This window comes from Caldicellulosiruptor bescii DSM 6725, assembly GCF_000022325.1.
In the GTDB taxonomy this organism is placed as follows: domain Bacteria; phylum Bacillota; class Thermoanaerobacteria; order Caldicellulosiruptorales; family Caldicellulosiruptoraceae; genus Caldicellulosiruptor; species Caldicellulosiruptor bescii.
This window is the reverse complement of record NC_012034.1, coordinates 2,086,092-2,110,861: the sequence shown is the minus strand read 5'-3', so window position 1 is coordinate 2,110,861 and position 24,770 is coordinate 2,086,092. Positions and strand designations below refer to the sequence as shown.

At 34.9% G+C, this 24,770-nt stretch carries 26 protein-coding genes, 4 tRNA genes and 2 pseudogenes; 20 read left to right on the top strand and 12 right to left on the bottom strand.

Annotated features, from left to right (window positions below; genetic code table 11):
• Positions 1-219: 219 nt before the first annotated feature.
• The 6 genes from ATHE_RS10045 to ATHE_RS10020 all read right to left on the bottom strand — a co-directional run bounded on the left by ATHE_RS10045 (position 220) and on the right by ATHE_RS10020 (position 7,956).
• A complete protein-coding gene (locus ATHE_RS10045) occupies positions 220-1,443 on the bottom strand; it encodes an IS256 family transposase (protein WP_015908369.1) in 1,224 nt (407 codons plus the stop codon).
• A gap of 355 nt (positions 1,444-1,798) precedes the next feature.
• A complete protein-coding gene (locus tag ATHE_RS10040; protein ID WP_015908368.1) occupies positions 1,799-3,316 on the bottom strand; it encodes an FGGY-family carbohydrate kinase in 1,518 nt (505 codons plus the stop codon).
• Positions 3,317-3,444: 128 nt separating this feature from the next.
• On the bottom strand, positions 3,445-4,803 hold the full coding sequence (locus ATHE_RS10035; RefSeq protein ID WP_015908367.1) for a GntP family permease: 1,359 nt from the start codon (positions 4,801-4,803) through the stop codon (positions 3,445-3,447).
• A gap of 291 nt (positions 4,804-5,094) precedes the next feature.
• Positions 5,095-5,940, bottom strand: coding sequence for a class II fructose-bisphosphate aldolase (locus ATHE_RS10030; protein ID WP_015908366.1), 846 nt, complete (start codon positions 5,938-5,940; stop codon positions 5,095-5,097).
• On the bottom strand, positions 5,937-7,034 hold the full coding sequence (locus tag ATHE_RS10025; protein ID WP_015908365.1) for a 2-hydroxyacid dehydrogenase: 1,098 nt from the start codon (positions 7,032-7,034) through the stop codon (positions 5,937-5,939). Before ATHE_RS10025 ends, ATHE_RS10030 begins: the two co-directional genes overlap by 4 nt.
• 79 nt (positions 7,035-7,113) lie before the next feature.
• Positions 7,114-7,956 carry a MurR/RpiR family transcriptional regulator gene (locus ATHE_RS10020; RefSeq protein WP_015908364.1) on the bottom strand — a complete coding sequence of 281 codons (843 nt, stop codon included), beginning with the start codon at positions 7,954-7,956 and terminating at the stop codon, positions 7,114-7,116.
• Positions 7,957-8,404: 448 nt separating this feature from the next.
• Here ATHE_RS10020 and ATHE_RS15045 point away from each other — a divergent pair.
• The 10 genes and pseudogenes from ATHE_RS15045 to ATHE_RS09980 form a co-directional block, all read left to right on the top strand.
• A pseudogene (locus ATHE_RS15045) lies at positions 8,405-8,788 on the top strand (ISNCY family transposase); the annotation flags it as partial.
• Between the two features lie 260 nt (positions 8,789-9,048).
• The gene (locus ATHE_RS10015; protein ID WP_015908363.1) at positions 9,049-9,234 is read left to right on the top strand and encodes a TA system antitoxin ParD family protein; all 186 of its coding nucleotides are present in this window, start codon (positions 9,049-9,051) and stop codon (positions 9,232-9,234) included.
• Between the two features lie 77 nt (positions 9,235-9,311).
• Complete coding sequence (locus ATHE_RS10010) at positions 9,312-9,785, top strand: hypothetical protein (protein WP_015908362.1); 474 nt, start codon at positions 9,312-9,314, stop codon at positions 9,783-9,785.
• Entirely contained in the window at positions 9,782-10,111 is a 330-nt protein-coding gene (locus ATHE_RS10005; protein ID WP_015908361.1) for a hypothetical protein, read from the top strand. Before ATHE_RS10010 ends, ATHE_RS10005 begins: the two co-directional genes overlap by 4 nt.
• Before the next feature lie 291 nt (positions 10,112-10,402).
• Positions 10,403-12,220 carry a DEAD/DEAH box helicase gene (locus tag ATHE_RS10000; RefSeq protein WP_015908360.1) on the top strand — a complete coding sequence of 606 codons (1,818 nt, stop codon included), beginning with the start codon at positions 10,403-10,405 and terminating at the stop codon, positions 12,218-12,220.
• A gap of 246 nt (positions 12,221-12,466) precedes the next feature.
• Positions 12,467-12,733, top strand: coding sequence for an AbrB/MazE/SpoVT family DNA-binding domain-containing protein (locus ATHE_RS09995; RefSeq protein WP_015908359.1), 267 nt, complete (start codon positions 12,467-12,469; stop codon positions 12,731-12,733).
• On the top strand, positions 12,733-13,149 hold the full coding sequence (locus tag ATHE_RS09990; protein WP_015908358.1) for a PIN domain-containing protein: 417 nt from the start codon (positions 12,733-12,735) through the stop codon (positions 13,147-13,149). Before ATHE_RS09995 ends, ATHE_RS09990 begins: the two co-directional genes overlap by 1 nt.
• A gap of 157 nt (positions 13,150-13,306) precedes the next feature.
• A pseudogene (locus ATHE_RS14495) lies at positions 13,307-13,684 on the top strand (UPF0236 family transposase-like protein); the annotation flags it as partial.
• A 647-nt stretch (positions 13,685-14,331) separates the two neighbouring features.
• Positions 14,332-14,451, top strand: coding sequence for a hypothetical protein (locus tag ATHE_RS14315; RefSeq protein WP_231503348.1), 120 nt, complete (start codon positions 14,332-14,334; stop codon positions 14,449-14,451).
• A 498-nt stretch (positions 14,452-14,949) separates the two neighbouring features.
• Positions 14,950-15,165, top strand: a complete 216-nt coding sequence (locus ATHE_RS09980; RefSeq protein WP_015908356.1) for a helix-turn-helix domain-containing protein — start codon at positions 14,950-14,952, stop codon at positions 15,163-15,165.
• A 172-nt stretch (positions 15,166-15,337) separates the two neighbouring features.
• On the opposite strand, the gene ATHE_RS09975 is transcribed toward ATHE_RS09980, so the two are convergent.
• The 3 genes from ATHE_RS09975 to ATHE_RS14310 form a co-directional block, all read right to left on the bottom strand.
• Positions 15,338-15,414, bottom strand: a tRNA-Arg gene (locus ATHE_RS09975).
• Positions 15,415-15,482: 68 nt separating this feature from the next.
• Positions 15,483-15,570 (bottom strand) — tRNA-Leu (locus ATHE_RS09970).
• 113 nt (positions 15,571-15,683) lie between these two features.
• A complete protein-coding gene (locus tag ATHE_RS14310; protein WP_079504027.1) occupies positions 15,684-15,905 on the bottom strand; it encodes an FmdB family zinc ribbon protein in 222 nt (73 codons plus the stop codon).
• A gap of 264 nt (positions 15,906-16,169) precedes the next feature.
• Between ATHE_RS14310 and ATHE_RS09965 the strand changes: the two genes are divergently transcribed.
• Positions 16,170-17,267: an IS481-like element ISCbe2 family transposase gene (locus ATHE_RS09965; RefSeq protein ID WP_015908355.1), complete on the top strand. Its 1,098-nt coding sequence runs from the start codon at positions 16,170-16,172 to the stop codon at positions 17,265-17,267.
• A gap of 14 nt (positions 17,268-17,281) precedes the next feature.
• Here ATHE_RS09965 and ATHE_RS09960 read toward each other — a convergent pair whose 3' ends face one another.
• Entirely contained in the window at positions 17,282-17,800 is a 519-nt protein-coding gene (locus ATHE_RS09960; protein ID WP_013429749.1) for a ferritin, read from the bottom strand.
• 312 nt (positions 17,801-18,112) lie between these two features.
• On the opposite strand from ATHE_RS09960, the gene ATHE_RS09955 reads away from it, so the two are divergent.
• The 7 genes from ATHE_RS09955 to ATHE_RS09925 all read left to right on the top strand — a co-directional run bounded on the left by ATHE_RS09955 (position 18,113) and on the right by ATHE_RS09925 (position 22,377).
• Entirely contained in the window at positions 18,113-18,961 is an 849-nt protein-coding gene (locus tag ATHE_RS09955; RefSeq protein ID WP_015908354.1) for a Rossmann-like and DUF2520 domain-containing protein, read from the top strand.
• Entirely contained in the window at positions 18,958-19,752 is a 795-nt protein-coding gene (gene panB / locus ATHE_RS09950) for a 3-methyl-2-oxobutanoate hydroxymethyltransferase (RefSeq protein ID WP_015908353.1), read from the top strand. The genes ATHE_RS09955 and panB overlap by 4 nt, the downstream gene beginning before the upstream one ends.
• Positions 19,752-20,600 carry a pantoate--beta-alanine ligase gene (gene panC / locus ATHE_RS09945; RefSeq protein ID WP_015908352.1) on the top strand — a complete coding sequence of 283 codons (849 nt, stop codon included), beginning with the start codon at positions 19,752-19,754 and terminating at the stop codon, positions 20,598-20,600. Before panB ends, panC begins: the two co-directional genes overlap by 1 nt.
• Before the next feature lie 5 nt (positions 20,601-20,605).
• The gene (panD, locus tag ATHE_RS09940) at positions 20,606-20,992 is read left to right on the top strand and encodes an aspartate 1-decarboxylase (protein WP_015908351.1); all 387 of its coding nucleotides are present in this window, start codon (positions 20,606-20,608) and stop codon (positions 20,990-20,992) included.
• Between the two features lie 125 nt (positions 20,993-21,117).
• A complete protein-coding gene (locus tag ATHE_RS09935; RefSeq protein ID WP_015908350.1) occupies positions 21,118-21,789 on the top strand; it encodes a L,D-transpeptidase family protein in 672 nt (223 codons plus the stop codon).
• 85 nt (positions 21,790-21,874) lie between these two features.
• Positions 21,875-22,075, top strand: coding sequence for a hypothetical protein (locus ATHE_RS09930; RefSeq protein WP_013402742.1), 201 nt, complete (start codon positions 21,875-21,877; stop codon positions 22,073-22,075).
• Between the two features lie 20 nt (positions 22,076-22,095).
• Complete coding sequence (locus ATHE_RS09925; protein WP_013432084.1) at positions 22,096-22,377, top strand: spore coat protein; 282 nt, start codon at positions 22,096-22,098, stop codon at positions 22,375-22,377.
• A 60-nt stretch (positions 22,378-22,437) separates the two neighbouring features.
• On the opposite strand, the gene ATHE_RS09920 is transcribed toward ATHE_RS09925, so the two are convergent.
• Positions 22,438-23,055, bottom strand: a complete 618-nt coding sequence (locus tag ATHE_RS09920; RefSeq protein ID WP_015908349.1) for a GNAT family N-acetyltransferase — start codon at positions 23,053-23,055, stop codon at positions 22,438-22,440.
• A 145-nt stretch (positions 23,056-23,200) separates the two neighbouring features.
• On the bottom strand, positions 23,201-24,301 hold the full coding sequence (locus ATHE_RS09915) for an IS481-like element ISCbe2 family transposase (RefSeq protein ID WP_015908348.1): 1,101 nt from the start codon (positions 24,299-24,301) through the stop codon (positions 23,201-23,203).
• Between the two features lie 276 nt (positions 24,302-24,577).
• Between ATHE_RS09915 and ATHE_RS09910 the strand changes: the two genes are divergently transcribed.
• Both ATHE_RS09910 and ATHE_RS09905 read left to right on the top strand, forming a co-directional pair.
• Positions 24,578-24,652, top strand: a tRNA-Asn gene (locus ATHE_RS09910).
• Positions 24,653-24,662: 10 nt separating this feature from the next.
• Positions 24,663-24,738 (top strand) — tRNA-Ile (locus ATHE_RS09905).
• Positions 24,739-24,770 lie beyond the last annotated feature (32 nt).

The following is a 24,770-nucleotide window of genomic DNA, read 5'->3' as shown; positions in this document are numbered from 1 at the left end:
TTTGTGTATTTAAGATAAACCGTCCTTCTTGGTAAGCAATCATTCAGAATTTAATTGCCAACTTTCTATTTTTTAGTATTACCATTTTAATATTTTTTATGCATAAATTTTTAACTTCATGAAGAAAATTTAATACTGGGTTATAATATTCTCTTTTTTATTTGATTTTTAAACTGCTTCTATAGAAGCAGTTTAAAAACACGAACTGATGATTGCTACTTACTTTATATAGTCTCTCAAACGTTCAGGATACATTATCAAAAGCTGATTCAATATCATATCCCAGTTTCTGTATCTTTGCGTCCACTTTCTTACAACATTTTTGGTCGCAAGATAAAGCATCTTTTCTAAAGCTATATCATTTGGAAACACTGACTTTGACTTTGTAACTTTCCTAAACTGTCTGTGGACACCTTCTATAATGTTTGTCGTATAGATTATTCTTCTAATCTCTGGGGGAAACTTAAAAAACGAGGTTAGTAAATCCCAATTGCTTTCCCAGCTTCTAAATGCATAGGGATATTGTTTCCCCCATTTCTCTTTTATCTGACAAAAATTTTCAAAAGCTTCTTCTTCATTTGTCGCTTGGTATACTTTCTTGAAATCTCGTGAAAATTCTTTTATGTGCTTGTACGAAACATACTTAAAGGAGTTTCTCAACTGGTGAATAATGCATCTTTGAATATCACTCTTTGGAAATACTGCTTCTATTGCCTCTTTTAATCCTGCAAGTCCGTCAACACAAAACAACAATACTTCTTCTACTCCTCTTGTCTTTAAATCATTCAAAACTCCAAGCCAAAACTTTGAACTTTCACTTTCTCCTATCCATATTCCTAAAACATCTTTGTACCCTTCAATATTAATTCCTAAAACAACATAAGCAGCTTTGTTTACAATCTTGCCTTTATCTTTTATCTTGTAATGAATTGCATCCATAAAGATAAACGGATATATCTTTTCTAACGGTCTGTTTTGCCATTCTCTTATCTCTGGTATTATTTTTTCTGTAATTTTGCTTACCATCTCAGCAGATACTTCAATTCCATAGATATCTTTTATTTGTTCATGAATATCTCTTGTTGTCATTCCTCTGGAATATAAAGCTATTATTTTATCTTCAATTTCAGAGATATCTCTCTTATATTTGGGAATTATCTTGGATTCAAATTCACCTTCTCTGTCTCTTGGTATATCAATTTCCATCTCTCCAAATTTTGTTTTTACAGTTTTTTGAGTATATCCATTTCGAAAATTTGTGGTCTGTTTGTTTTTAACATCATATTTTTCATAACCCAACGTTTCTTCAATCTCAGCTTCTAAAAAGCTTTGCAGTAGGTCTTTAAATAAGTCTTTTAAACTTTCGTAAATGTTACTTACACTCTGGATGTTATTTTTCCTTATGAACTCAAACAATTGTTCTTTTGTTAAAACATTTTCCATAACAAAAAACCTCCCTCTTGGATATTTTTGTTTATATTCTGATTCTTACCAAGAAGGAGGTCCTTATACTTTACCCAAAATTATTTAAACTCTCAAATTACCAGCCAACTCTTTTCTTTTTTTTAGTGGATGGTTCAATATTGACATTTAATGATATCAAGTGCTTGATTTTGACCCGTAAAAATTATTGTTTTTGGGCAACCTCAGAATGAAAGTGGGTTATTAGTAATTTCCCTTAAATGTGGTATTTATATTATTAAATGCACGCCAGATGAAACTAAAAAGATAGACATCATAATACCTTCACCTATTGGGCCATAAAATATCTCTTTAAAAACTTACTACGAATGTCCTCTTACCCTTTTAAAGATTCTGCAAAAGTGCTATATACTTGATAGCTATTAAGTGCGTGATACAGTAAATTTTTGCGCCTTAGCAGTTTTTCGTATAAGTAAACATTTTCTTTATTTGGTTCAAATATCTTTTCTACTTTTCCTGCCATGTGCTCAAAGGCTTCCCTGTGCGTTTTGTAATATCCCATACAAACAGCTGCACTCATTGCTGCTCCCAAGGAAGTTGCTTCAACATTTTGATACTTGACTATCCGTTTATTAAAAGCATCTGCTTGCATTTGGTTGAACAAATCAAACGTTGTCATACCGCCTGCTACACTAATATTCTGGATGCTACCTATGTTTTCTTCAATGATTTTCATATTATCCATCAATTCCAAGCATATACCTTCTAATATTGCTCTTGCAATTTCACTCCTTTTTGTCCCAAGGGTAAGATTAAATATTACACCTTTCGCAAAAGGATTCCAATATGGAGCTGCACTTCCCTCAAAATGTGGCAAAATCAAAACTCCATTAGCTCCCACCGGCACATTCTCTATCTCTTTGTCCATCACTTCAAAGGCCTTTTCACCTGCCCAACTATAAAACTGCTCTTTGAACCATCTGTAAATAGACCCTGTTGTAAACATTCCTGCTTCACAAATCCACTTTCCAGCAACTGCGGAAGCACTACAAAGCGTTCTAATCTCTTTATCGAAAACAGGATTATCAGAATATGCAATTATAAAAGATCCCGTTCCCGTATTTACTTCAGCATGCCCCGGCTCAAGAACATTAAGTGCCAAAGCGGCACATTGTTGGTCTCCACCAGCTATGATTACCGGCGTACCGGTTTTCAAATTACTAATTTCAGCGATGTCTTGAGACAATGCTCCCGCAACCGTACCAGGCGGAATCAACTCACAGAGAAGAGATTTGCTAATTCCTGTTTCTTGCAATATTTCCTCATCCCATTTAAATTCTTTAATATTCATAATCATAAGACGAGAAGCTTGTGTCCAATCTGTCACAAATTTCTTTGTAAGTTGATAGACGATATAATCCTGCACTCCTATCAATTTGTATGCTTTTTCAAAAACCTCTGGAACATTTTCCTTCAACCATAACATCTTAGGAAGAGAAAAATAAGGATCTATTCGCAAACCTGTCTTTTTGTATATCACTTCCTTACCAATTGCTTTTTCAATTTTCTCGCACTGTTTTACACTTCTTTTATCTTGCCACATGATAGCTTTATAAAGGGGCTCACATCTTTCATCTACTGGAATAACAGAGGCTCTTTGAGATGTGACTGATACGCTAAAAATCTCTAAGTTGTTATCCTTCAGAAAATCTTTGGTTTTTTTAAAACATTTTAACAAGGCTTCCTTCCAAGTATTAGGGTCTTGTTCAACACGTGAGTCGTAAAACTCCATACTATACTCTTCCTGTGCCTTAAACTTTATTTCACCCTGAAGGTCATAGATGATAATTCTTAAACTCGAAGTTCCTACATCAATTGTTAGAATGCCTTCCAATTTCAGTTACCCCCCTGCTTCAATCTGATGCTTTTTATTTTTATAAAAAGAAAGAAAAAGGTAAAAATAGAGTACAACCACCCCCCTTTGGGGCACTATTTATAAAAACTAATTAAAGTAAACTTCTCTTAATGTAGACCAGGCAATTTGCTTGCGAATATGTTAAGTATTAACACCATAATAAACGCTATTACCCCTGCAATAGTGCCACCTACTGTCCATGCTTCCATAGTTTTCTTTATATCGAACTTAGAAAATCTGTTAACGACCCAGAACCCAGAGTCATTTGGTAATGATAAACCTATTCCTCCTGCGCAAATTGCAAGACCAACTAAAACTGGCGAGACACCCAATTTAGCAGCTAGAGGACCAAGTATAGAGGATGTGGTTACCAATGCAACTGTAGTAGACCCTTGGGCAGCCCTTAACAATTGACTCAAAACAAATGCTAAAACGACCATCGGAATATTCATGCGTGAGAATGTTTCAACAACATAATTTCCTATACCACTTTCATTTATAATTTTGCCAAAAGAACCACCAGCACCTGTTATTAACAAAATCATCCCTGCGGATGTTGCCGCACGTGAAATAACATTTTCTATAGAATCTTTGAGATATGGTTTCATTGCCAATATTGCTACTATCACACCAATTAAAAGTGCAATATTCTTATCGCCAAGAAACGAAAAGAACACTGACATAGCCGAATTCTTCGGAAGAAGGACTGACAAAACAGTACCTAAAAGGATCAATACAATAGGTAAGAGGAGAACAAAGAGCGAGAGAAATAATGATGGCTGTTTTCCGTTTGAAGTAATTTGTTCCTCATTTCTGAAATCCCCTTTGACTTCATCTTCAGTGAAAGGATACTTTTTGCCAAGGTACAGCCCATACAGCCACCCTCCGATCAGTGCTGCAGGAAGAGCAACTATGATACTGTAAAATGTAAATACACCCATATTAACACCCATATTGCTTGCAACAGTTACTGGTCCTGGAGTTGGAATAACAGTTGCATGAGTAACTATCAAACCTACTGCTAAAGCTGTTACAAAAGTAATAAAGGAAATTTTTGTTTTTCTTGAGATTTGCTTGATGAGTGATATCAAAATAACAAACGCTGCATCAAAGAAAACAGGGATAGAAACCAGAAAACCTGTTATATTGACTGCCAATGGAGAATTCTTTGAGCCTACTTTTTTGATGAGTCCATTTGCAATTTGTTCAGTGGCTCCTGCTTCCGCAAGAATCTGTCCTAAAATTATACCTAGACCTATTACAATGCCTATTCCTTTTAGAGTACTCCCAAAACCTTCTGCAATGTTTGAAGCTGTTTGTGATAAAGGCATTCCCACCAACCACGCTGTTATAATACCGGTAATAATTAAGGATAAAAACGGGTTTAACTTAAATTTAATAATTGAGACGAGCACAAATGCCATCGCAAGAACGAAGATGACTAAAAGCATAGGTCCAGTTACCATTTTCCATTCCTCCTTTACTCTTTATTTTTTTTTAGCCTTTTGCATAAACACTCGAGGTGAGTGTTATCAAACTCTTCAGAACTTCAAAAAAGTCTTCCTTCCTCCTCATGGATAGAGTATAATTAAATTCGTACATCTCCCTTCTGTCTACAAGCTTAGTAATAAGTCGAGGTGGAGAGACTCGTTGAAAAATCATAATCTCCAAGTATTCAGCCGCTTAGGCAATACAACAATCCTTTTTGTCACTCCACCTCGCCTTTTTTTAAAGCAAAATTTACTTTCTGATGAATTCTATGTTTCATAAAACAACTTTATATGTTTCTTTGTCACTTCTTTTACACATTCAATAACTTTTAAGGAAATATTCGAAAAATGAACTTTATTTTTGTTTTCGTTGAGTATCTCAGCTATTTTATCCAATGTGTAAATCGAAATCTCAGTATTAATATTGATTTTGGCAATACCATTTCTTATACATTCTTTCAATATCTCTTCTGGCGTGCCAGAACCACCGTGCAATACCAATGGTATTTGTACTCTTGATGCAATCTCTTTTAAGATATCAATGTTTATTTTTGGTTCTCCCGTGTACAACCCATGAACAGTACCAATAGACACTGCTAAAGCATCAACTTGAGTCAACTCTACGAACTCTTCAGCTTCTTTAGGGTCAGTATATATTGTTGTTTCTTCATTATCACTTTCACTACTTCCTTCTCCTCCTGCTATGCTACCTAACTCAGCTTCCACACTTACTCCTACCGCATGGGCAATTTTAACAACTTCTTTTGTTTTTTCAACATTTTCTTTGAATGGGAGGCTAGAACCATCAAACATCACTGAAGTGAATCCTGCTCTTATAGCTTTTACTATATTTTCAAAAGTCTTGCAATGATCAAGGTGCAAAACTACAGGCACTTCTACATTTTTGCTCATTACCTTAACTAACGAATAGACTTCATCAAATGACATATTGGCAAGATAACGTTCTCCGAATGCAACAACTACAGGAACTCTTAGCTCTGCAGCAGCATCAATTACACCTTTTATCGTTTCATAATTATACACGTTGAAAGCACCTATTGCGTATTTGCCTTTTCGAGCCTGGGGAAGAATAGAATTAAGATTAACCATCATTTCTTCACACCCTCCAGCCATTTCTTGAACTCTTGGTTTTCCAAAACCTCTGGATTCACAATAAATCTTGCTTTCTGCCCTTCAATAAACTTCTTGACATCCTCCATTAAAAGCTCAGGTGATCTTGTAAGTGCTTCTTTGGTTGTTCCTGCTAAATGACTTGTAAGAGTAACATTGTCCAATTCTAACAACTCACTGTCCGAAGGAATAGGTTCTTCCCAGAACACATCCAGTGCTGCTCCTGCTATTCTCTTTGTCTTTAGAGCCTCTATTAATGCTTCTTTATCAATTAGACCTGCCCGTGCAGTGTTAATAATGTATGCTGTTGGTTTCATCAATGAAATCTCATATTTGCCAACCAAATTTTTATTCTCTTCTGTGAGGCGTGCATGGAGAGTAATAAAATCACTTTCTTTGAACAAAGTCTCTTTGTCTACTGGTATACATCCGCATTCTCTAATTTCCTCTTCACTTACATAAGGATCGTACACAAGTCTTCTAACTTCAAATCCAGAGAGTTTTTTTGCTACCAGTCTACCAATATATCCAAAACCAATAATACCAACTGTTTTGCCTTTTAGTTCCGGAATCCAATCAGAATTAGAAAATTCTTTCCGCCACTGGCCATTCTTTATTGCATAGTGGGCTCTCGCAATGTTTCTACATTCTGCCAAAAGCAAACCTATTGCAAAGTCAGAAACAGCTTCTGCATTTCTTCCCTGGACATTGAACACTAAAACTCCTCGTTGGGTTGCTTCTTTTACGTTTACATTTTCTAAGCCTGCTCGCGAAACCCCAATAATCTTTACCTTTGGCAAGTAATTGAATGTTTCTTTGGAAATGGGAACAAATAAACCAAACAACATTGAAACATCTTGCCCTTTTTCCTTTATTAAAGGAACTACTTCCTCAATCTCGGGCCCTTTCTTTTCTACTTCCAATCTTCTTCTTTGTAAATTGTCCCAATTATTTTCCCAATCTCCTGTAATTATTTCTTCCACATAATCAGATAAATATTTTTTAGCTGCTGATTCAAAATCTTTACCCGGTATCATTGCGTCTCCAATTACCATTATTTTCATTTTTTTACTCATTTGAAAATACCTCCTTTGCTATGATTATTTTTTATATAAAGTTTCCATACGGAAACGCCGATGGAAACTCTACTTTCTCTTATTTTTTCTTTTTTGCGACTGCTAATCTTGATTTATTCACATTTACAATTGCTTCACTTCCTAACTTTAAAACTAGAGAAACATAGAGAATGTCTATAATCACACATTGCACAATTCTTGAAACCATCGCGTCAGATCTGAATTTAGTCTCTTTGGTAGCACTTAGAAAAACCACATCTGAAAGTTTTGCCAAGGTAGAATTCGGGTAACTTGTAAACGAAATTACTTTTGCTTTGTTTTCTTTTGCAAGTTCTATTGCATCAATTATTTCTCGACTTTCTCCTGAGTGTGAAATCGCCAAAACGGCATCTTTTTCTGTCATATGGCTACACATTATGCTCATAATATGAGAATCACTACAATATATGGTATTTATGCCTAATCTTAAAAACTTGTGAAATGCGTCCTTTGCTATTGCTCCTGATGCTCCCACTCCAAAGAAAAAGATTCTTTTTGCATTAGCCATTATCTCTATAGCTTTTTCTATTGTGCTATCTTCAATTAACTTATCTATATCTCTGATAGCATCAATTGTAGATTGAATTACTTTCTGTTTTATCTCATTAACACTATCTTCACTACTTACATCCTCATAAACGGCTCGGGGAGTCACATCAACAATATCTTGAGCCACTTTTACCTTAAAGAGCTGATATGAATCAAAACCAAGTTTTCTTAAAAATCTCATTACAGTAGCTTCACTTGTTGAACACTTTGCTGCGATTTCGCCTATTGACATTAAAATAATTTCATTTCCATGTTCTAAAATCCAATCTGCAATTTTCTTTTGAGTTTGAGATAAAGTATTATATTTTGTTCTTATTAAGGTAAATATATCCATCGTAAATTTACTACTCCTTTGTTAGCATAGTAGTAATATTTCTTCTCTTTATAATAATTCGACACTTTTTCAAAAAATCCTTCTTGAAATAAAAAATTTTTAGCAAGTAATAATCACTAAGTAAAAAAGTAAGTTATACAACCAAACAAGAATTGCATCAAAAAAACATAAAGGGGACTGTAACTAGAATTGAGAATATCGGAAAAACTAGCAACCCCTAAATAACTCTTTACTCGTCTGTATCCATAAAAACATTGTAATTTGCAATTAAAAAATGATATAGCCTGTCGAATAGAATAAATTAACAGAATAAACAATAAATAGAGTATAGATAAAAAGCTATCCTCCTTGCGTTAAAAATTATGATGAACACTCCAAAAGAAGACATAAGGAAAATGACAAGTACCATTTTTATTAAACCACAAAAGCAAAATTTTTGAAGATTTTGATGATAATTGAGAGAAAGCAATCAAGACATCAGGGATAAAACTAAAAAATAGTAAGAGAGGAAAACCCAAAAATACAAGCTACATCAAATAATAGTTTGCTTTGTTTCCAAAGGGAAGAACCGGATAACCAGTTTCAGGGAATTAGAATGCAAGATAAATGAGGATAAAGAATTTAAACAAGCGATAGTGATAGAGAAAAGTACAGATCATTCATTTTTTCGAAATATGCAAAGATAATTGAAGATAAATACATAAAAGGCATAGAAAGGATTTTAGTGAGAGAAATGGATCCTGAGACGAAGGTTTGTGCTACAGATTCAACACCTTTGAGGAGCTGCAGGAATGCTAAAGAGGCAAAAGTAAGAGTATGTATTAGTTTAGGTGAGACTTGTCAAGAATTTTCTGTTTCCATTTCATAGCGCATATTGTATAGCTGTAATATATTGTAACTACATTTTTTAACTCACCCCGTTGTGCTTATTTGTCTGATGGTTGCATAATGACATCATTTTATAGCCTTTGCTTATGACTATAGCATGATATTATTTTGTAGTCAACTATATTTTAATGTCATATTGCAACTATTTTATGTTGTTGGCATTTTGATATAATTTTGATATCAGAATAGATATGAGGTGATAAAATGGCTGACTATAAGAAAGCATATACATTACGAATAGATGAAACTTTGCTTGATAAGATTAGAGTAATCGCCGAGAAAAATAAACGCTCAATTAATGCTCAAATTGAATATTTGATTCAACAGTGTGTCGAAGAATTTGAAGCTGAGCACGGTGAGATAAAAATTGAAGAAGAAAATACTGAATGACTTTTATCTTCCGGATAATGCATACCAGAAAAATAATTCAAAATCATAGTTTGCAAGTAACGAAAGGAGTTGGCAGGATGATAAATACAATTGCAAAAGATGAGATGAAAAGAATACTGCTGGCATACCAGAAACTTGAATTGTTGCAGCCTGCTCCTATTCCCAATGGAGTTTTTATAAACGACTTTACTGAAATCTGGAGTCCTAACTATTTCACAGATTGCAGAGTCTATCTTGGAATTTATGATTACCAGGAAGTAAAAGAGGCTTTTGAAAAAATTTATAACCAGCAATATGACCATCCCGAAAAAGAAGATGAAAAACAAAACAGAAAACAAAAACTTTACTGGTTCTATTTCGATATTGATGAGAACGGGAAATATAAAGATGACAGTTTAAAAATTTCTTCAACTTTGTGGGCTCTTAAACAACTGGAACTGGAAAATACAAACAAAAGAAGGCTGTCAGAAACTGCGGAGAAAAAAGATGAAGAAAAGCAAACTGAAGATTATGATCTTGGTAAAAATTTACAGAGTTTGCTCAAAACTTGAAAGATACTTTTGAACAGTTAATTAAAAATCAGAAAAATATTAGAGAAATCTATATGAATTTACTCCAGAAATTTTGTTACGATATTTATCCAGTCAGGAACAAAGAATTTACAAATTCATTCGGTGTTACATGGCTTAATTCCAAAAAAGGCAAACAACACGAACAAAGAAGAAAAGTCGAGATAGAAAACGAAATAGAGGAAGAAATTGAAACGCCACTGCAAGACCTTTTTGCCAGTTTTTATCTAAAAGACATTGAAGAAGCACTTAAACGCCTTGAGAATGATAATCTAAACCCTGTCTTGTTTCGCTTCTTTACTGAGTAACAGCAAAAAGAAGACCTTACAGAACTATCAAACCTTAAAAAATACACCGCTGCCAGATATATAACCCCTGCCAGATGGATACATCCTGAAAAGATAAATTTGAACCTTATGCAACAAATAGCTGTTAACCTCATTTTCAGCACAATCGAAACTGAGAAAATATTTTCAGTTAACGGTCCACCGGGTACCGGTAAAACTACTCTTCTAAAAGATATCATAGCCAATATCATTACACTCAGAGCGCTTGAACTTGCTAAGTTTCGCTCGCCAGAAGAATTATTTTAAGGGCTCGTGGGTGATGTAAATTCTGTCAATTCCGCTTTAAAAAACTTCAATATTGTAGTTGCTTCTGCCAACAACAAAGCTGTGGAAAATGTCACCAAAGAAATACCAGTTCTAAATTCAGTTGACCAATCCTGTCTTGAAAAATATGAACTCCATTATTTCAAAGATGGAGCCGAACTGGTATACGACTACAGAGGGGAAAACAATGAAAGCAGTGAGAAAACTGAATCTTTAGTATCAGTTGAAAATGGGCAGCAATGCTGGGCATTGATTTCAGCAGTTTTGGGTAAAAAAGAAAACAGAGAAAAGTTTTTCAGTGCTCTGGAAAAGTATATTAATGAATTATTTTCTTCTATACCGCCAGTCAAGTGGGAACAGTGTAAAAGAAGTTTCAATCATGTCTTCAAGAAGTTTAGACATGTCCAGAAACTTTACAGGACTATGGAACTTTTTCTGAAACTCGAAGAAAACAGGTTTAAATTTACCCGTATGATAGCTGCTGCGGGGAAGATTTGCCTAAAAAAATTTTTTGCCAGATATTTTCCCGATGACATGAAACTTCCTTCCTCAGAGTTCTGGTCCCAAAATGAGCACGAAATTCACAAATCATCTCCATGGATGAGCAGGTATCTCAATGATATACGCAATGAAGTTTTTGCAAGAGCTCTTCAGTTACATCAGGCAGCTATTGCTGCAAACAAAGAGAAGTTCGGGGAGAATTTAGAAAAATTCATTAAATATATGAGAAAAAACGAATCACTGCCTGCAGAAAAGGCAAAAGAACTGTGGCATACTTTCTTTATGATTGTTCCAGTTGTCTCAACAACATTTGCGTCGCTGAGCAATATGTTTAAAGATGTTGACGACGAAATCATTGACTGGCTGATTGTTGATGAGGCTGGGCAGGCACTACCCCAGCATTTTATCGGCGCACTCCTCAGAAGTAAAAGAGCAATAATAGTGGGAGACCCTCTACAAATTCCACCTGTTGTTAAAATACCACCATTTGTTATTAATGATGTGTTCAAAGCATATGGGATTTTCAAATGGAGACAGGAAGACAGTAATTCCAGTACACCACGTATAACTGAAACTGATTCCGTACAAATTGTAGCCGATAGAGCCAACAAATTCGGTGCAAAGATTGGCGATATGTGGGTTGGGTGTCCTCTGAGAGTACATAAGCGTTGTACGGAACCAATGTTTACAGTAGCGAATAGAATTGCTTATAAAAACCTTATGATTTTTGATGTGAATAAACCTGAAGGATTGCAAACTGTTTTTAAAGATAGCTTCTGGGTAGATGTAAAGGGTAAGTGTGTTTACAAGCATTATGTAAGAGAACAGGGAAAAGTAGTGAAAGCTATCGTACAAGAATTTTTGCAGCGAACCTTGACAACTCAAAATGAGGTTAAATTAACAGAAGAGCTTTTTATCATTTCGCCTTTTAAAGCAGTCAAAAGTAGTATATCTTCTATACTGAAAAGAATGCCTCTGTATAACACAAATTTAAAGAAAGAAGAATGGGAGAATATAGTTAATGAAATAGTTGGCACAATTCACAGTTTTCAGGGCAAGCAAGCCAACAATGTAATCATATGCCTTGGTGCCGATGAAAGTAATGAAGGAGCTGTAAGATGGGCATCTTCAGAACCGAATATTTTAAATGTGGCGCTGACCAGAGCTAAATATAGAGTCATAGTAATAGGTGATAAAGACCTGTGGGGAAAGCATAAATATTTTGATACACTCTTAGAAGAACTAGGTGAAAAAGTGATTGAGTATACCACAGAAAAAGATCTGGTCAACAAGATTTTTGCTTAGGAAACATGTATGATGATTTGCCACCAGAAGCTGTCGAATTGTTCTCAATTGTGAAGACTCTCGATGGCGATAAAATTAAAATGTTGCTCAATATCGCTAAGACATTTGTCCGGCAGGAGAACTAAAATTCTTTTTCCTGTAGTTATTAATTTTTTCAGTATTCACTGAATAATGTATCTACTCATTGAAATTTTAAACTTCATGAATTATAATATGATTAGAGTAATTGGCGAAGAGGTGTTTTAGATGATACAGGCAACGTCAAAGATTACTGGAAGGGGTCAGGTACAACTACCAGCTGAGATAAGGAAAGTTATTGGTGGGGAGATAGGGGACACCGTACTTTTCACGATGCAGGACGATGGCAAAGTTGTAATTGAAGTGATAAAGAGGCGAAAACTATCAGAGTTGGGCGGTTCTCTGAAGTCATCAGTTGCATTCACGGACTTGGAACATGAAGCAAATAGCACAAAAGAAATGTGGGTAAACAAAAGAGTAAAGGGGACGCAGTAATGAAAAAAGTTTGGATTGATGCAAATATTATTTTGAGATATCTTCTGAAGGACCACGAGGAGTTTTTTCGAAAAGCTCAGAAGATTATGCTTGAAGCGGAGCAGGGGAAGTTAAAACTGCTTGTTGCCCCAATCACGATTGCAGAGGTTGTATGGACTCTTGAGTCGTTTTATAAGACACCAAGGAGGGAGATAGCTGATGTTCTAAGTGCTTTCATATGCTCTGATAGTATTGAAGCAGAGGAAGGGGATGTTGTTCTTTTTGCACTCAAAAGTTACAGAGAAAGCAATGTTGATTTCATTGATGCATATCTTTCTCATCACATGGCAAAGTTGGGGAACAACAAGATATTCACTTTTGATAAGAAACATTTTTCACGACTTGACGTAGAAATTTTGAGTACAGATCAAGAATAGTGAGAAATGTTTTCCATAGAATTAACTCCTTTAGTACTTGTTTGATAGCCTTATTTTTAATGGTTTCAAAAATTTCGTTTTTCTTTAAAATCGTGAGCCCATTTTGGTGATTTTTCAATACTGATTATATAGTGGACACTAATTTATTTTAACTCCTGAGATAGATAATAGAATTACAAAAGGATCTGGTGAAGAAAGGCATGTGAGCCATGTATTAGCTGATAAGATGAGTTCAAGACCAGGAGGATGGAGCGAAGAAGGAGCAGAGGTAATGATAAAGTTATTGAGCTTGAAGTATAATGGTGTAAACTTAAGAGAGGAATATTTAAATGAGATTTGTCAGAAAGCAGAAAAGAGAGACAAAAGGGAAAGAGTGGTGAAAGAGATTATGAAAAAAAATATTAAGAGGGTATAGAAGCAGGTTGAGGAGACAAGGAGTAATATACCAATTCTGGAGAGAGGAAAAATTGATTTGTTGTTTAGAGTATTAAAAACCTTAAGTTCTGGAGATCTCTTAAATGCAATCGTATTTTAAAAAAATTTCCCTACAAACTCTTGACACTATCCAACGACTAACGATACTTGACAGGGAGGATTAAGATGTGCTATATTATTAACAAGCCTTATTGTGCCCATCTGATTGTTAATACAAAAAGTTCATTTTTGTTCGGTATTTTGTGAAGTAAATTAGGGCAAAGCAGCATAGAAGCTCCAAAGGAAAACAATCCTTTGGGGCTCTTTATTTTTTTGACAGATTTATTTTAGGTGCAAGCAAATTATGTGCTCTATTCAAATATACCGGAAGATATTAAGTTCCAGGTATAAACGGATGAAAAGGTTGCAGAACAGTTTAAACGAAGTAAAACTTTTTTAAAGATAACAGGGTGGTTTAATGATGCTTTACCCAATTTTTTGCTTGATTATTGAAAAGATTTAGTAAATGAATAAAAAACGCATAAGTAACAAGAACTCCAGGTGGGAAAGAAGGTCTGTACGAATCGAGAAGAGAAGCTCCTTTTGAAGAGACTTCTCTTTTTTTATTTTTAGAAACTGTATTTCCTACTGGAGGTAGAGAAGTAATGGAAATGAGAGATATTCAACATCAAAAAGAAGAAATTGAAAGAGTAACTTACACCATACACCATAAAGGAAATTGCTGAAATATTAGGAATAAGTTGCAAATTGGCAGCAAGATTAGTTCATACGAAAACTTTTCCAAAAATCCAAATTGGACGTCGTATGGTTATTCCAAAACAATCATTTTGGGACTGGCTAAAAAACAATCCAGAAGTAAAAATATAAAGTGCAATTGCTCCAGAAGCTTTTGAATCAAGGGAATGGGAGGGAAAACTCTCCCATTTATTTTTTTTAGGAAAAAACACAAATTAAGTTGAGAATAATCTGCTGGTACATATTGATAAATGAATTTATTCTCATTTTTAGTGTTTCAAAGTTATTGTAAAAAAATCATCTCAAAAGCAAAGGTCTGTATTCTGAGAGAGACACCCACCCAAATTAACTTTTTCTCATCACACTTCTTGAGGAATTCCAAAAAATTCAAAATCAATTTTCAAATAAATTTGTAAGTGATGTTACAGGAGAGAAGATTTTCAGAAGCAACTAGTTTAGGAAGCTTTTCATGGTTGTCGTACTTGCCAAACTGGCGTTTTTATATGGTTACAGGCTTAACAAGTGGGTTCGCGGACTATTTACTTTTTTGTGTCTGAATGAATGAAGCATATTGCACTTTTAGCGGGTTTGTCTCAGATTTTAAATAAAATCTTCAAAGGAGGGATATTTATGGAAATAATAAATCTTCAGAAACAAAGAGAAAAAATCAAAAGAGCTACTTATAGCATAGAAGAAGTTGCAAAACTGCTGGGAGTGAGTTATAAGTTGGCTTCAAAACTTGTTCATTCCAAAGGATTCCCAAAAATCCAGATAGGCCGTAGAATCCTTATTCCAAAGGACTTGTTCTGGGAGTGGTTAAAAAACAATCCTGAGATAAAAATTTAAGGGAAGGCTTATTGTAACCTTCCCTTTTTGTTTATGCATGATTAATTCCATACACATTCGGCTATCTTCATGCTAGTTTTAGTTAATCCAAAACTTATTTCGTGTAGGTGTCAAATAGGTGTCAAAATGCTATTTGTAAATTTTTCTCAAGTCTCAGAACCTTTGATTTATCTGGCGCGCCCAGGAGGACTCGAACCCCCAACCCTCAGATCCGTAGTCTGATGCTCTATCCAATTGAGCTATGGGCGCGCATCTGCTTTTCAATTGTTAAATAAAAAATAAAGCCCTTTTTTACAGGGCCTTATTTGCTTTTTAACTGGTGCCGAGAGCGAGACTCGAACTCGCACGGGCATAACGCCCACTACCCCCTCAAAGTAGCGTGTCTGCCAATTCCACCATCTCGGCACCTCATTGACTTTGCAATATATATTATAAAGAGCTCTTTTGAGTTTGTCAATAACATTTTTCAAATTTGCTCTGTACTTTACTCAGCCGCTTTGCAGAGTTGGGATGTATCTTTAACTTCCACAACAACCTCTTGAGCCTGAACAGGTGCTACAACTGCTACTTTTTGCACCGCTTCCTGCGGATAGCCCAATGTTTATTTTTGAATAATCTCTTGTGACATCATTTGACGCACATTTTGGACAACTGATTTTAAGACCATTAGAGATTTCTGAAATGGACGCTCTTATTTCAAAAACTTCTTGGCAGCTGTTGCAAACGAATGTGTAAAACATCTCTTTGGTCACCTTCATTCAAAAATTTTTATCATCTAATATAGTATAGTGCAAAAGTGCTCTAAAATCAATAGGACTAAAAACTGGATGCTCGAATAGGTGTAGAGATATTTACCACAGCGAAAGAATGTGCGAAAATAGTGAGGAGAAACTCATAAAAAGAATTGAGGCTGCCTCCATCCTGACATGAATATTAATTAAAAAGTGTAATCTCCCATTCAAAAGAAAAATCAAAAAACTACCAGGATGGGAGGACAGCCTACTATGAATATTATATCATATCATGAAATGAGAAAAATATCTCCCGAAAAAGCAAGGGAATTAATCCGAAAAGTGTTTGAAAATAATAACAAAAACGTATCAAGAACTGCTAAAATATTAGGTGTATCAAGACATACTGTCAGAAGAGCAATATATGGTCCCCTTGAGGATAAATCAAGAAAACCTAAAACTTGCCCCAGAAAACTTTCTACTGAACTTGAAAATCTCATTATCGAGGAATCTAAAAGAACTGGCTTCAGATACAGACGTTTGTCTCTTTACCTGCTCAGAAAATATGGTATTAAAATAAGCGAAAATACAATAAAGTCTATTCTCAAAAGAAATGCTATACCAAGAAAATCAAGAAAGACAAAAAAGGGTGAAAGAAGTTTGTACGATTATGAAGCCCTCATTCCATTTTCTGAATTTCAACTTGATACAAAACATCTTTTAGATAAAGACAGTCTTCCTGAAGAGGTATATGAACATATGAAAAAACACAATTTACCTTGCTATGAGTGGAACATGATAGACATTGCAACAAGAGCAAGATTTACAGCCTACTCCTATGAACTTTCATCTGCTTTTGGCTTTATGTTTATATCCTTGGTGGCTTTATGGCTAAGAACGCATAATGTAAGAAACCCAATAAAAATCCGATTGGACAATGGAGAAGAATTTTGCGGAGGAAGTGAAAGAAAGCTAAAGGAGTGGAATGAGATGTTTTCTATTTTGGGTGTAGAACTAAATCCTATTCCACCAAGAGCAAAACATCTTATGGGGGTAATTGAAAATTCACATAGAGCAGATGACGAATATTTTTTAATGATTCATGCCGAAAGATGTAAAAACAAAGATGACTTTATTCAACGAGCTCAAAGGTGGCAGGATACGTGGAACTTTTTTAGACCTCATAATGGTAAAGGTATGAATGGGAGGACACCATTTGAAAAATTCATAGATTCTAAAACTCTGGTCTCCTCCCATGTGTTTCAGTTCCCTACTTTACTTCTTGAAGACTTATTAAAGAAAGTAGGAACTTTTTATTCTCTATTCTGTAATAAATTAGGTGGTAAATATGTCTTCACCACGTGCCACTAAAAACTGGATGTATTTTAATTTTCCTGCATAATAGATGGCGGTGTATACACTCTTGTTGAAAGTTCTTTGTCCAAAAACAGAAGTCCGCTTGGGTCTTCTTTTATGAATTTTAGCTTTCTTAAAATCTTGTCCATTGTTTCTTCTTCCTCAGCTTGTTCGTTTATAAACCATTGCAAAAAATTGTGGGTGGTTAGGTCTTTTTCATCCAAAGCTGCCTTTGCAATCTCATGAATGGAAGAGGTTATAAACCGTTCATGTGAAAGTGCAAGTTCAAAAACTTCTGTAGGTGATGAATAGTCTATCTTTGGTTGCTTGAGTTCTTTTAAAATTACTCTTCCACCTATTTTGTTTATATAGTTAAATATCAATCTTGCATGGTCAAGCTCTTCTTTTGTTTGGACCATGAAAAAGTGAGCAAAACCGTCTAAATTTTGTGAAGCAAAATATGCTTCCATTGCTGTATAAAAGTATGCTGAGAATAGTTCTCTGTTTAACTGTTCATTTAACATCTCAAGGATTTTTTCACTTCTCATCTGGACTGCACCTCTCATATTTTAAATTTTGATTTACAGTCATATTAATACCCTTTCAAATATAAAAAATAACACTATATTTTTCGCTAACATGTGGTATAATTAATATAAAAAGATGGCATCGACAAAATAGTCGAGCCATACTTTTAAGATTCTTAAAATTTAAAAGTTTAAAACTGAAAAAATTAAAAAGCTGCCCTGATTTTTAAAGAACAGGGACTGCATATGAGCTTGGGAAACAAAATTTTTTTCAAGCAAAGAAAAGGCAGACTCTGTTCTGCCTTTTTTAGTTTTATGTGGAGGTATTTTGAAGTGAAAATAGGTTTTTATGGGGCATCTAAAGCTGGAATTTCTCTTGCGCTTTATTTCAAAGAGCATGGGCTTGAGATTACAGGGTTTTATAACAGAACATATGAAAAAGCCTCAAAAGCTTCTTCCATGACAAAAACGCAGGTATTTGAAAGTCCTGAAGATCTTGTAGAGGCTTCTGATGTGATTTTTATAGCCATTTCTGATACATTCATAGAAGAAGTTTCTAAAAACCTTTATTCACCGCATTTGTCACAAAAGGTGATTGGTCACTTGTCAGGTGCACTGACCTCAGATGCTATTAAAGCCAAGTGCAGAGGGAAATTTTCTCTTCATCCTATTCAGACTCTAAGAGGGCAGCCTGAAGATGTTCAGCTCTTAAAAAAAGCAGTATTTTCTTTAGAAGGGGATGATGAAGGCGAAAAGATTGCCAAGATAATTTTGCAGAAAATAGGGAATAAATATATAGAGCTCAAAAAAGAGGACAAAGTAGTTTATCATCTTGCAGCAACAGTTGCTTCAAATTACCTTATAGCTCTTTTGAACTTTTCGTATTTGCTTTATAAAAAAATTGGACTTGAAGATGAGGTCATTTTTTCTATAATAAAGCCTCTTTCTTCTGCATCACTTGAAAATTTTTTAAAGGATAGACTTAACTGTTTGACAGGACCTGCCGCAAGAGGCGATATTTTGACACTTCAAAAACACTACAATGCTTTGCCAGATGAAAAGAAAACTACTTTTTTAGAACTTTTAAAGCTTGCGGCAGATCTGATATTTGAAAAGGGAGATAAAAGTGTCTGCGAAAAACTTCAACAATTTATAAATGTAAAAGGTGGTGAAAAAAAATGAATAAGGTGACAACCAAGACGCTTTTTGAAAAAAAGCAAAAGGGCGAAAAGATCACCATGATTACTGCTTATGACTATACATTTGCCAAAATATTTGATAGCTGCTCTGTAGATATCCTACTTGTTGGTGACTCTCTCGGTATGGTGATCCTTGGCTATGACTCTACAATTCCTGTTACTATGGATGATATGGAGCATCATGTAAGAGCGGTTAGCAGAGGTGCAAAATATTCTATGGTTGTTGCTGACATGCCGTTTTTGTCATACCACACGACAATTGAAGAAGCTGTGAAAAATGCAGGAAGGTTAATTCGTGCAGGGGCATATGCAGTCAAGATGGAAGGCTGCGACGATGTATATGATAAGATAGAAGCTGTCATAAAGGCCCAGATACCTGTTATGGGACATTTGGGGCTGACACCTCAGTCTGTGAACATCTTTGGAGGCTATGACCTTCGAGCAAAGGAAGAAGCTGAAGCCAAAAAACTTGTGGAAGATGCTAAAAAGCTTGAGAAAGCTGGGGTATTTGCAATTGTGCTTGAAAAGGTACCATCTCATGTTGCAAAAGAGGTTCAAAGAAGCTTAAACGTCCCTGTAATTGGGATAGGGGCAGGACCATACTGTGATGGTCAGGTGCTTGTGTGCTATGACATGCTTGGCATGTATGAAGATTTCAAGCCAAAGTTTGTAAAAAGATATGCTGAAGTGGGGAATATGATCAAAGATGCTGTGACAAGGTACATTGAAGAGGTTAAAAAAGGAGAATTTCCAGGAAAGGAGCACAGTTACTGATGGTTGTTGTGCAAAAAATTCAGGAGATGAAAGAGATTGCAAAAAAACTCAAAAAAGAAGGCAAATCAATAGGTTTTGTTCCAACAATGGGGTATCTGCACGAAGGACATTTGAGCTTAGTAAGGCTTTCTAAACAGCAAAACGATATTACCATTATGAGCATATTTGTAAATCCTATTCAATTTGGACCCAATGAGGATTATGACAGATACCCGCGCGACTTTGAAAGAGATAAAAGCCTTGCCGAAAAAGAGGGTGTTGACTATATATTTTATCCGTCGGTAGAAGAGATGTATCCAGAAGATTTTAAGACAGTTGTGTCAGTGAAAAAAATAACAGAAATAATGTGCGGAAAATCAAGGCCGGGTCATTTTGACGGTGTTGCAACAGTCGTATTAAAGCTGTTTAACATTGTAAATCCAGACAGAGCATACTTTGGTCAAAAGGATGCTCAGCAGCTTGCAGTCATAAAGCAGATGGTAAAAGACTTAAATCTTGACGTTGAGATAGTTCCATGTCCGATTGTGCGTGAACAAGATGGTCTTGCAATGAGCTCAAGAAATGTATATCTTTCTGAAGAGGAGAGAAAATCTGCAACCGTTTTGTACAGAGCTTTGAATTTGGCAAAAGAGATGATTGAAAAAGGCCAAAAGGATGTATCAAGCATAAAAAGGGCTATGGAAGAGATGATTTTAAAGGAGAAATACACAAAGATTGATTACATTGAGTTTGTAAACAATGATACGTTTGAGATAATCTCAAAAGTTGAGGGAAAGGTTTTGATAGCTCTTGCAGTCTTTGTTGGAAAGGCAAGACTTATAGACAACATTGTGGTGGAGGCGAAATAGAAAAGATGTTCATTGAAGTTTTAAAGTCTAAGATTCACAGAGCAACCGTTACAGAGGCAAATCTAAACTATGTGGGTAGTATCACAATTGATGAGGAATTGATGAAAGCAGCTGGAATATATGAAAATGAAAAAGTGCAGGTTGTGAATATAAACAACGGTGAAAGATTTGAAACTTATGTGATAAAAGGGGAAAAAGGTAGCGGAACCATTTGCCTAAATGGAGCAGCAGCACGTCTTGTGCAGGTGGGCGATAAGATAATTATAATGGCATACTGTCTTCTTACCATGGAAGAGTATTATAATCACAAACCAAGGATTGTGTTTGTAGATGATGAAAACAAAATTGTAAGACTTTCGGATAAAGAAGAGCACTCTGAATGTATTTGTTAATTAATTTTAAATTGCAGAGGTGGGGGGAAAAACAAATTTTTCAATCCCCACCTTTATTTTTTAATAAAATTTCTGTTTTTTGCATAAACTATATCTATTGAAGTGCTAAAATTGAAAATGTAAGAATGAAAAGAAGAAATCCACTCAAGGTTATAGTCTCAATTTTTGTTATTCTGATGCCTTTAATAACCATTTCAGGTATATCAAACCACAATAAAAATCCTTATCTTATATATGTTTCAATTGATGACAGCAGACTGTATGTCTTTAAAAATGGAATTTTATACAAATCATATCCAGTTTCACCTGGAAAACCTTCAACTCCCACTCCAATTGGTACATTTAAAATAGTATCAAAAGACTATTGGGGAGAGGGATTTGGAGGAAGGTGGATGGGGCTAAATGTTCCCTATGGCAAATATGGAATTCATGGAACAATATATGAAAGTTACATAGGAGCTCATGTAAGCAAAGGCTGTATCAGAATGCTGAATAAGGATGTAAAGGAACTCTTTTTATATATTCCTATTGGAACAACAGTAGTAATTTCAGAAGGTATATATGGAGAGTTTAGAAACGGTTTTAGAACAATTTACCCTGGTGATACTGGCGTGGATGTTATGGCAGTTCAAAGAAGGCTTAAAGAACTTGGTATTTACTATGGCGATATTGATGGCAAATACGGACCTACACTGGAGTATGCAATTAATTTATTTCAGAAGAAAAACAAGCTTCCTGTGACTAACAAAATTACACCTTATTTGCTAAGAAAAATGGGTTTTTATTTATTTGAATAAAAGGGGCTTAAAAATAAAAAAATAATCTGTGTAGATTTTAAAACACAAAGATGTAAAACTTAAAAAAAAGGGAGGTTTAAAGAAAATGGCTAATATTACCTCAAAAGAGCTCATGTTTTTAGAAGACAATATTAAGATGATGCAAAATTCTATCAACTTTATTGCAGGAGTTTCTGATCAGATTACAGATGTATCTTTAAAGAACCTGTGCCAGCAATGTGTAAACCACTACAAAAGTGACATAAACATATTGTCAAGATTTATTGAAAATCCAAACATTCAATAACAAAAAAGGGAGTGATAGTCATGAAGACACTTTCAGACAGAGATATTGCTTTTTCGCTTTTGAACTCTTTAAAGCTTCAGGCAACAGCTTTAACAAACTTAGTTTTGGAGAGCACAAACAATGCCCTCAGAAGAGAAGCTATGTCAGTTTTGACCAGAGTATTTGACCATCAAAAACAGATTTTTGACTTTCTCTCGCAAAAGGGCTGGTACCCTGTTGAGATGGCAAAGCAAGAGGATATTACAAAGGCTCAAAGGGATGTTCAAACAATTCAGAACAATATCCAAATGGTCTCGATGTAAAAAAACTCGTTTAAAGGGCAGACCTGCAAGTATTTTCCAAAGTCTGCCCTTTTTGAATTTTTAAAAACTTTTTTTCATGACAATCCATTTACCTTGAGGGTCTTGTGACATTCCAATTTGATAGAATCCAAATTTTTTATAAAGTTTTATCGCAGGTAGATTATCTGGTCTGACTTCTAATTTTACTTCTTTTACTCCTTTTGATTTTAAAAATTCAAGTCCTGCTTCAACAAGTTTTTTCCCTATACTTTTTCCTCTATAGCTTTTTAATGTTCCAATAGAAAGAATTTGTGCAGAGATTTCACTTGCATATCTTGTTTGAAATCTGAAAAAGTCAAGCTTGTTAGAAAGAATTTTCCATATAGGTCTTATGCCAAAACCATACAGTCCTAAAAGCCATTTGATGGTCCACTTTAAAAACGAAAGGGTTAAGATTGCAGCTATCCACACCCTTTTGATGTCTCTGACAACACATATATACCCTGCAATCTTTTTATTTTCTTCATCTTCATAGACCAAAAAACCATGAGGCTCTGCAATGAGCACCACTTTGAATATGTCTTCTATAGCAGAGTTTTTGATTTTGTTCTCAAAATAGAATTCAATGCTGTCAGAAAAAGCTTCTCTGAAAATTTGTGCGATTTGAGGAAGGTCAGAAAGCTTTGCACATCTTATCATATGACTCACCTTGCTGAAAATAATAAATCTTTTTAATAATGATTTGCTGCGTTGTTATATAAATTATACCCGTTTTTAAAGAAGAAAGAAAGAAAAATAAGAGTTTTGTAGGGGTTGCTTTCCAAAATATTACAGAAAAAATTTTTTAAAAAGGGCACGTGGTGAAGACATATTTACCACCTAATTTATTACAGAATAGAGAATAAAAAGTTCCTACTTTCTTTAATAAGTCTTCAAGAAGTAAAGTAGGGAACTGAAACACATGGGAGGAGACCAGAGTTTTAGAATCTATGAATTTTTCAAATGGTGTCCTCCCATTCATACCTTTACCATTATGAGGTCTAAAAAAGTTCCACGTATCCTGCCACCTTTGAGCTCGTTGAATAAAGTCATCTTTGTTTTTACATCTTTCGGCATGAATCATTAAAAAATATTCGTCATCTGCTCTATGTGAATTTTCAATTACCCCCATAAGATGTTTTGCTCTTGGTGGAATAGGATTTAGTTCTACACCCAAAATAGAAAACATCTCATTCCACTCCTTTAGCTTTCTTTCACTTCCTCCGCAAAATTCTTCTCCATTGTCCAATCGGATTTTTATTGGGTTTCTTACATTATGCGTTCTTAGCCATAAAGCCACCAAGGATATAAACATAAAGCCAAAAGCAGATGAAAGTTCATAGGAGTAGGCTGTAAATCTTGCTCTTGTTGCAATGTCTATCATGTTCCACTCATAGCAAGGTAAATTGTGTTTTTTCATATGTTCATATACCTCTTCAGGAAGACTGTCTTTATCTAAAAGATGTTTTGTATCAAGTTGAAATTCAGAAAATGGAATGAGGGCTTCATAATCGTACAAACTTCTTTCACCCTTTTTTGTCTTTCTTGATTTTTTTGGTATAGCATTTCTTTTGAGAATAGACTTTATTGTATTTTCGCTTATTTTAATACCATATTTTCTGAGCAGGTAAAGAGACAAACGTCTGTATCTGAAGCCAGTTCTTTTAGATTCCTCGATAATGAGATTTTCAAGTTCAGTAGAAAGTTTTCTGGGGCAAGTTTTAGGTTTTCTTGATTTATCCTCAAGGGGACCATATATTGCTCTTCTGACAGTATGTCTTGATACACCTAATATTTTAGCAGTTCTTGATACGTTTTTGTTATTATTTTCAAACACTTTTCGGATTAATTCCCTTGCTTTTTCGGGAGATATTTTTCTCATTTCATGATATGATATAATATTCATAGTAGGCTGTCCTCCCATCCTGGTAGTTTTTTGATTTTTCTTTTGAATGGGAGATTACACTTTTTAATTAATATTCATGTCAGGATGGAGGCAGCCTCAATTCTTTTTATGAGTTTCTCCTCACTATTTTCGCACATTCTTTCGCTGTGGTAAATATCTCTACACCTATTCGAGAAATTTTTTAAAAAGGATATTGACAAAAAATCTTTTATAAGTATAATAAATAATGTCGACGGCGGGAGACAGAAGATGCCGAAGACAAAAAGAAAGAGAGGTTCCTCGGTAGCTCAGCGGTGGAGCATCCGGCTGTTAACCGGAGGGTCGTAGGTTCGAATCCTACCCGGGGAGCCAATTTTATTAAGGGCCTTTAGCTCAGCTGGTAGAGCGGCCGGCTCATAACCGGTTGGTCTGGGGTTCGAATCCCTAAGGGCCCACCAATTTCAAAAATAAAAAGCAAGTCTTTTAAAGA

Coding starts and splice junctions, on each gene's coding strand:
- ATHE_RS10045 (WP_015908369.1), bottom strand. CDS start 1,443: ATGGAAAATGTTTTAACAAAAGAACAATTGTTTGAGTTCATAAGGAAA.
- ATHE_RS10035 (WP_015908367.1), bottom strand. CDS start 4,803: ATGGTAACTGGACCTATGCTTTTAGTCATCTTCGTTCTTGCGATGGCA.
- ATHE_RS10030 (WP_015908366.1), bottom strand. CDS start 5,940: ATGATGGTTAATCTTAATTCTATTCTTCCCCAGGCTCGAAAAGGCAAA.
- ATHE_RS10025 (WP_015908365.1), bottom strand. CDS start 7,034: ATGAGTAAAAAAATGAAAATAATGGTAATTGGAGACGCAATGATACCG.
- ATHE_RS10020 (WP_015908364.1), bottom strand. CDS start 7,956: ATGGATATATTTACCTTAATAAGAACAAAATATAATACTTTATCTCAA.
- ATHE_RS10015 (WP_015908363.1), top strand. CDS start 9,049: ATGGCTGACTATAAGAAAGCATATACATTACGAATAGATGAAACTTTG.
- ATHE_RS10010 (WP_015908362.1), top strand. CDS start 9,312: ATGATAAATACAATTGCAAAAGATGAGATGAAAAGAATACTGCTGGCA.
- ATHE_RS09995 (WP_015908359.1), top strand. CDS start 12,467: ATGATACAGGCAACGTCAAAGATTACTGGAAGGGGTCAGGTACAACTA.
- ATHE_RS09990 (WP_015908358.1), top strand. CDS start 12,733: ATGAAAAAAGTTTGGATTGATGCAAATATTATTTTGAGATATCTTCTG.
- ATHE_RS09980 (WP_015908356.1), top strand. CDS start 14,950: ATGGAAATAATAAATCTTCAGAAACAAAGAGAAAAAATCAAAAGAGCT.
- ATHE_RS14310 (WP_079504027.1), bottom strand. CDS start 15,905: ATGTTTTACACATTCGTTTGCAACAGCTGCCAAGAAGTTTTTGAAATA.
- ATHE_RS09965 (WP_015908355.1), top strand. CDS start 16,170: ATGAATATTATATCATATCATGAAATGAGAAAAATATCTCCCGAAAAA.
- ATHE_RS09960 (WP_013429749.1), bottom strand. CDS start 17,800: ATGAGAAGTGAAAAAATCCTTGAGATGTTAAATGAACAGTTAAACAGA.
- panB (WP_015908353.1), top strand. CDS start 18,958: ATGAATAAGGTGACAACCAAGACGCTTTTTGAAAAAAAGCAAAAGGGC.
- panC (WP_015908352.1), top strand. CDS start 19,752: ATGGTTGTTGTGCAAAAAATTCAGGAGATGAAAGAGATTGCAAAAAAA.
- panD (WP_015908351.1), top strand. CDS start 20,606: ATGTTCATTGAAGTTTTAAAGTCTAAGATTCACAGAGCAACCGTTACA.
- ATHE_RS09935 (WP_015908350.1), top strand. CDS start 21,118: ATGAAAAGAAGAAATCCACTCAAGGTTATAGTCTCAATTTTTGTTATT.
- ATHE_RS09930 (WP_013402742.1), top strand. CDS start 21,875: ATGGCTAATATTACCTCAAAAGAGCTCATGTTTTTAGAAGACAATATT.
- ATHE_RS09925 (WP_013432084.1), top strand. CDS start 22,096: ATGAAGACACTTTCAGACAGAGATATTGCTTTTTCGCTTTTGAACTCT.
- ATHE_RS09920 (WP_015908349.1), bottom strand. CDS start 23,055: ATGATAAGATGTGCAAAGCTTTCTGACCTTCCTCAAATCGCACAAATT.
- ATHE_RS09915 (WP_015908348.1), bottom strand. CDS start 24,301: ATGAATATTATATCATATCATGAAATGAGAAAAATATCTCCCGAAAAA.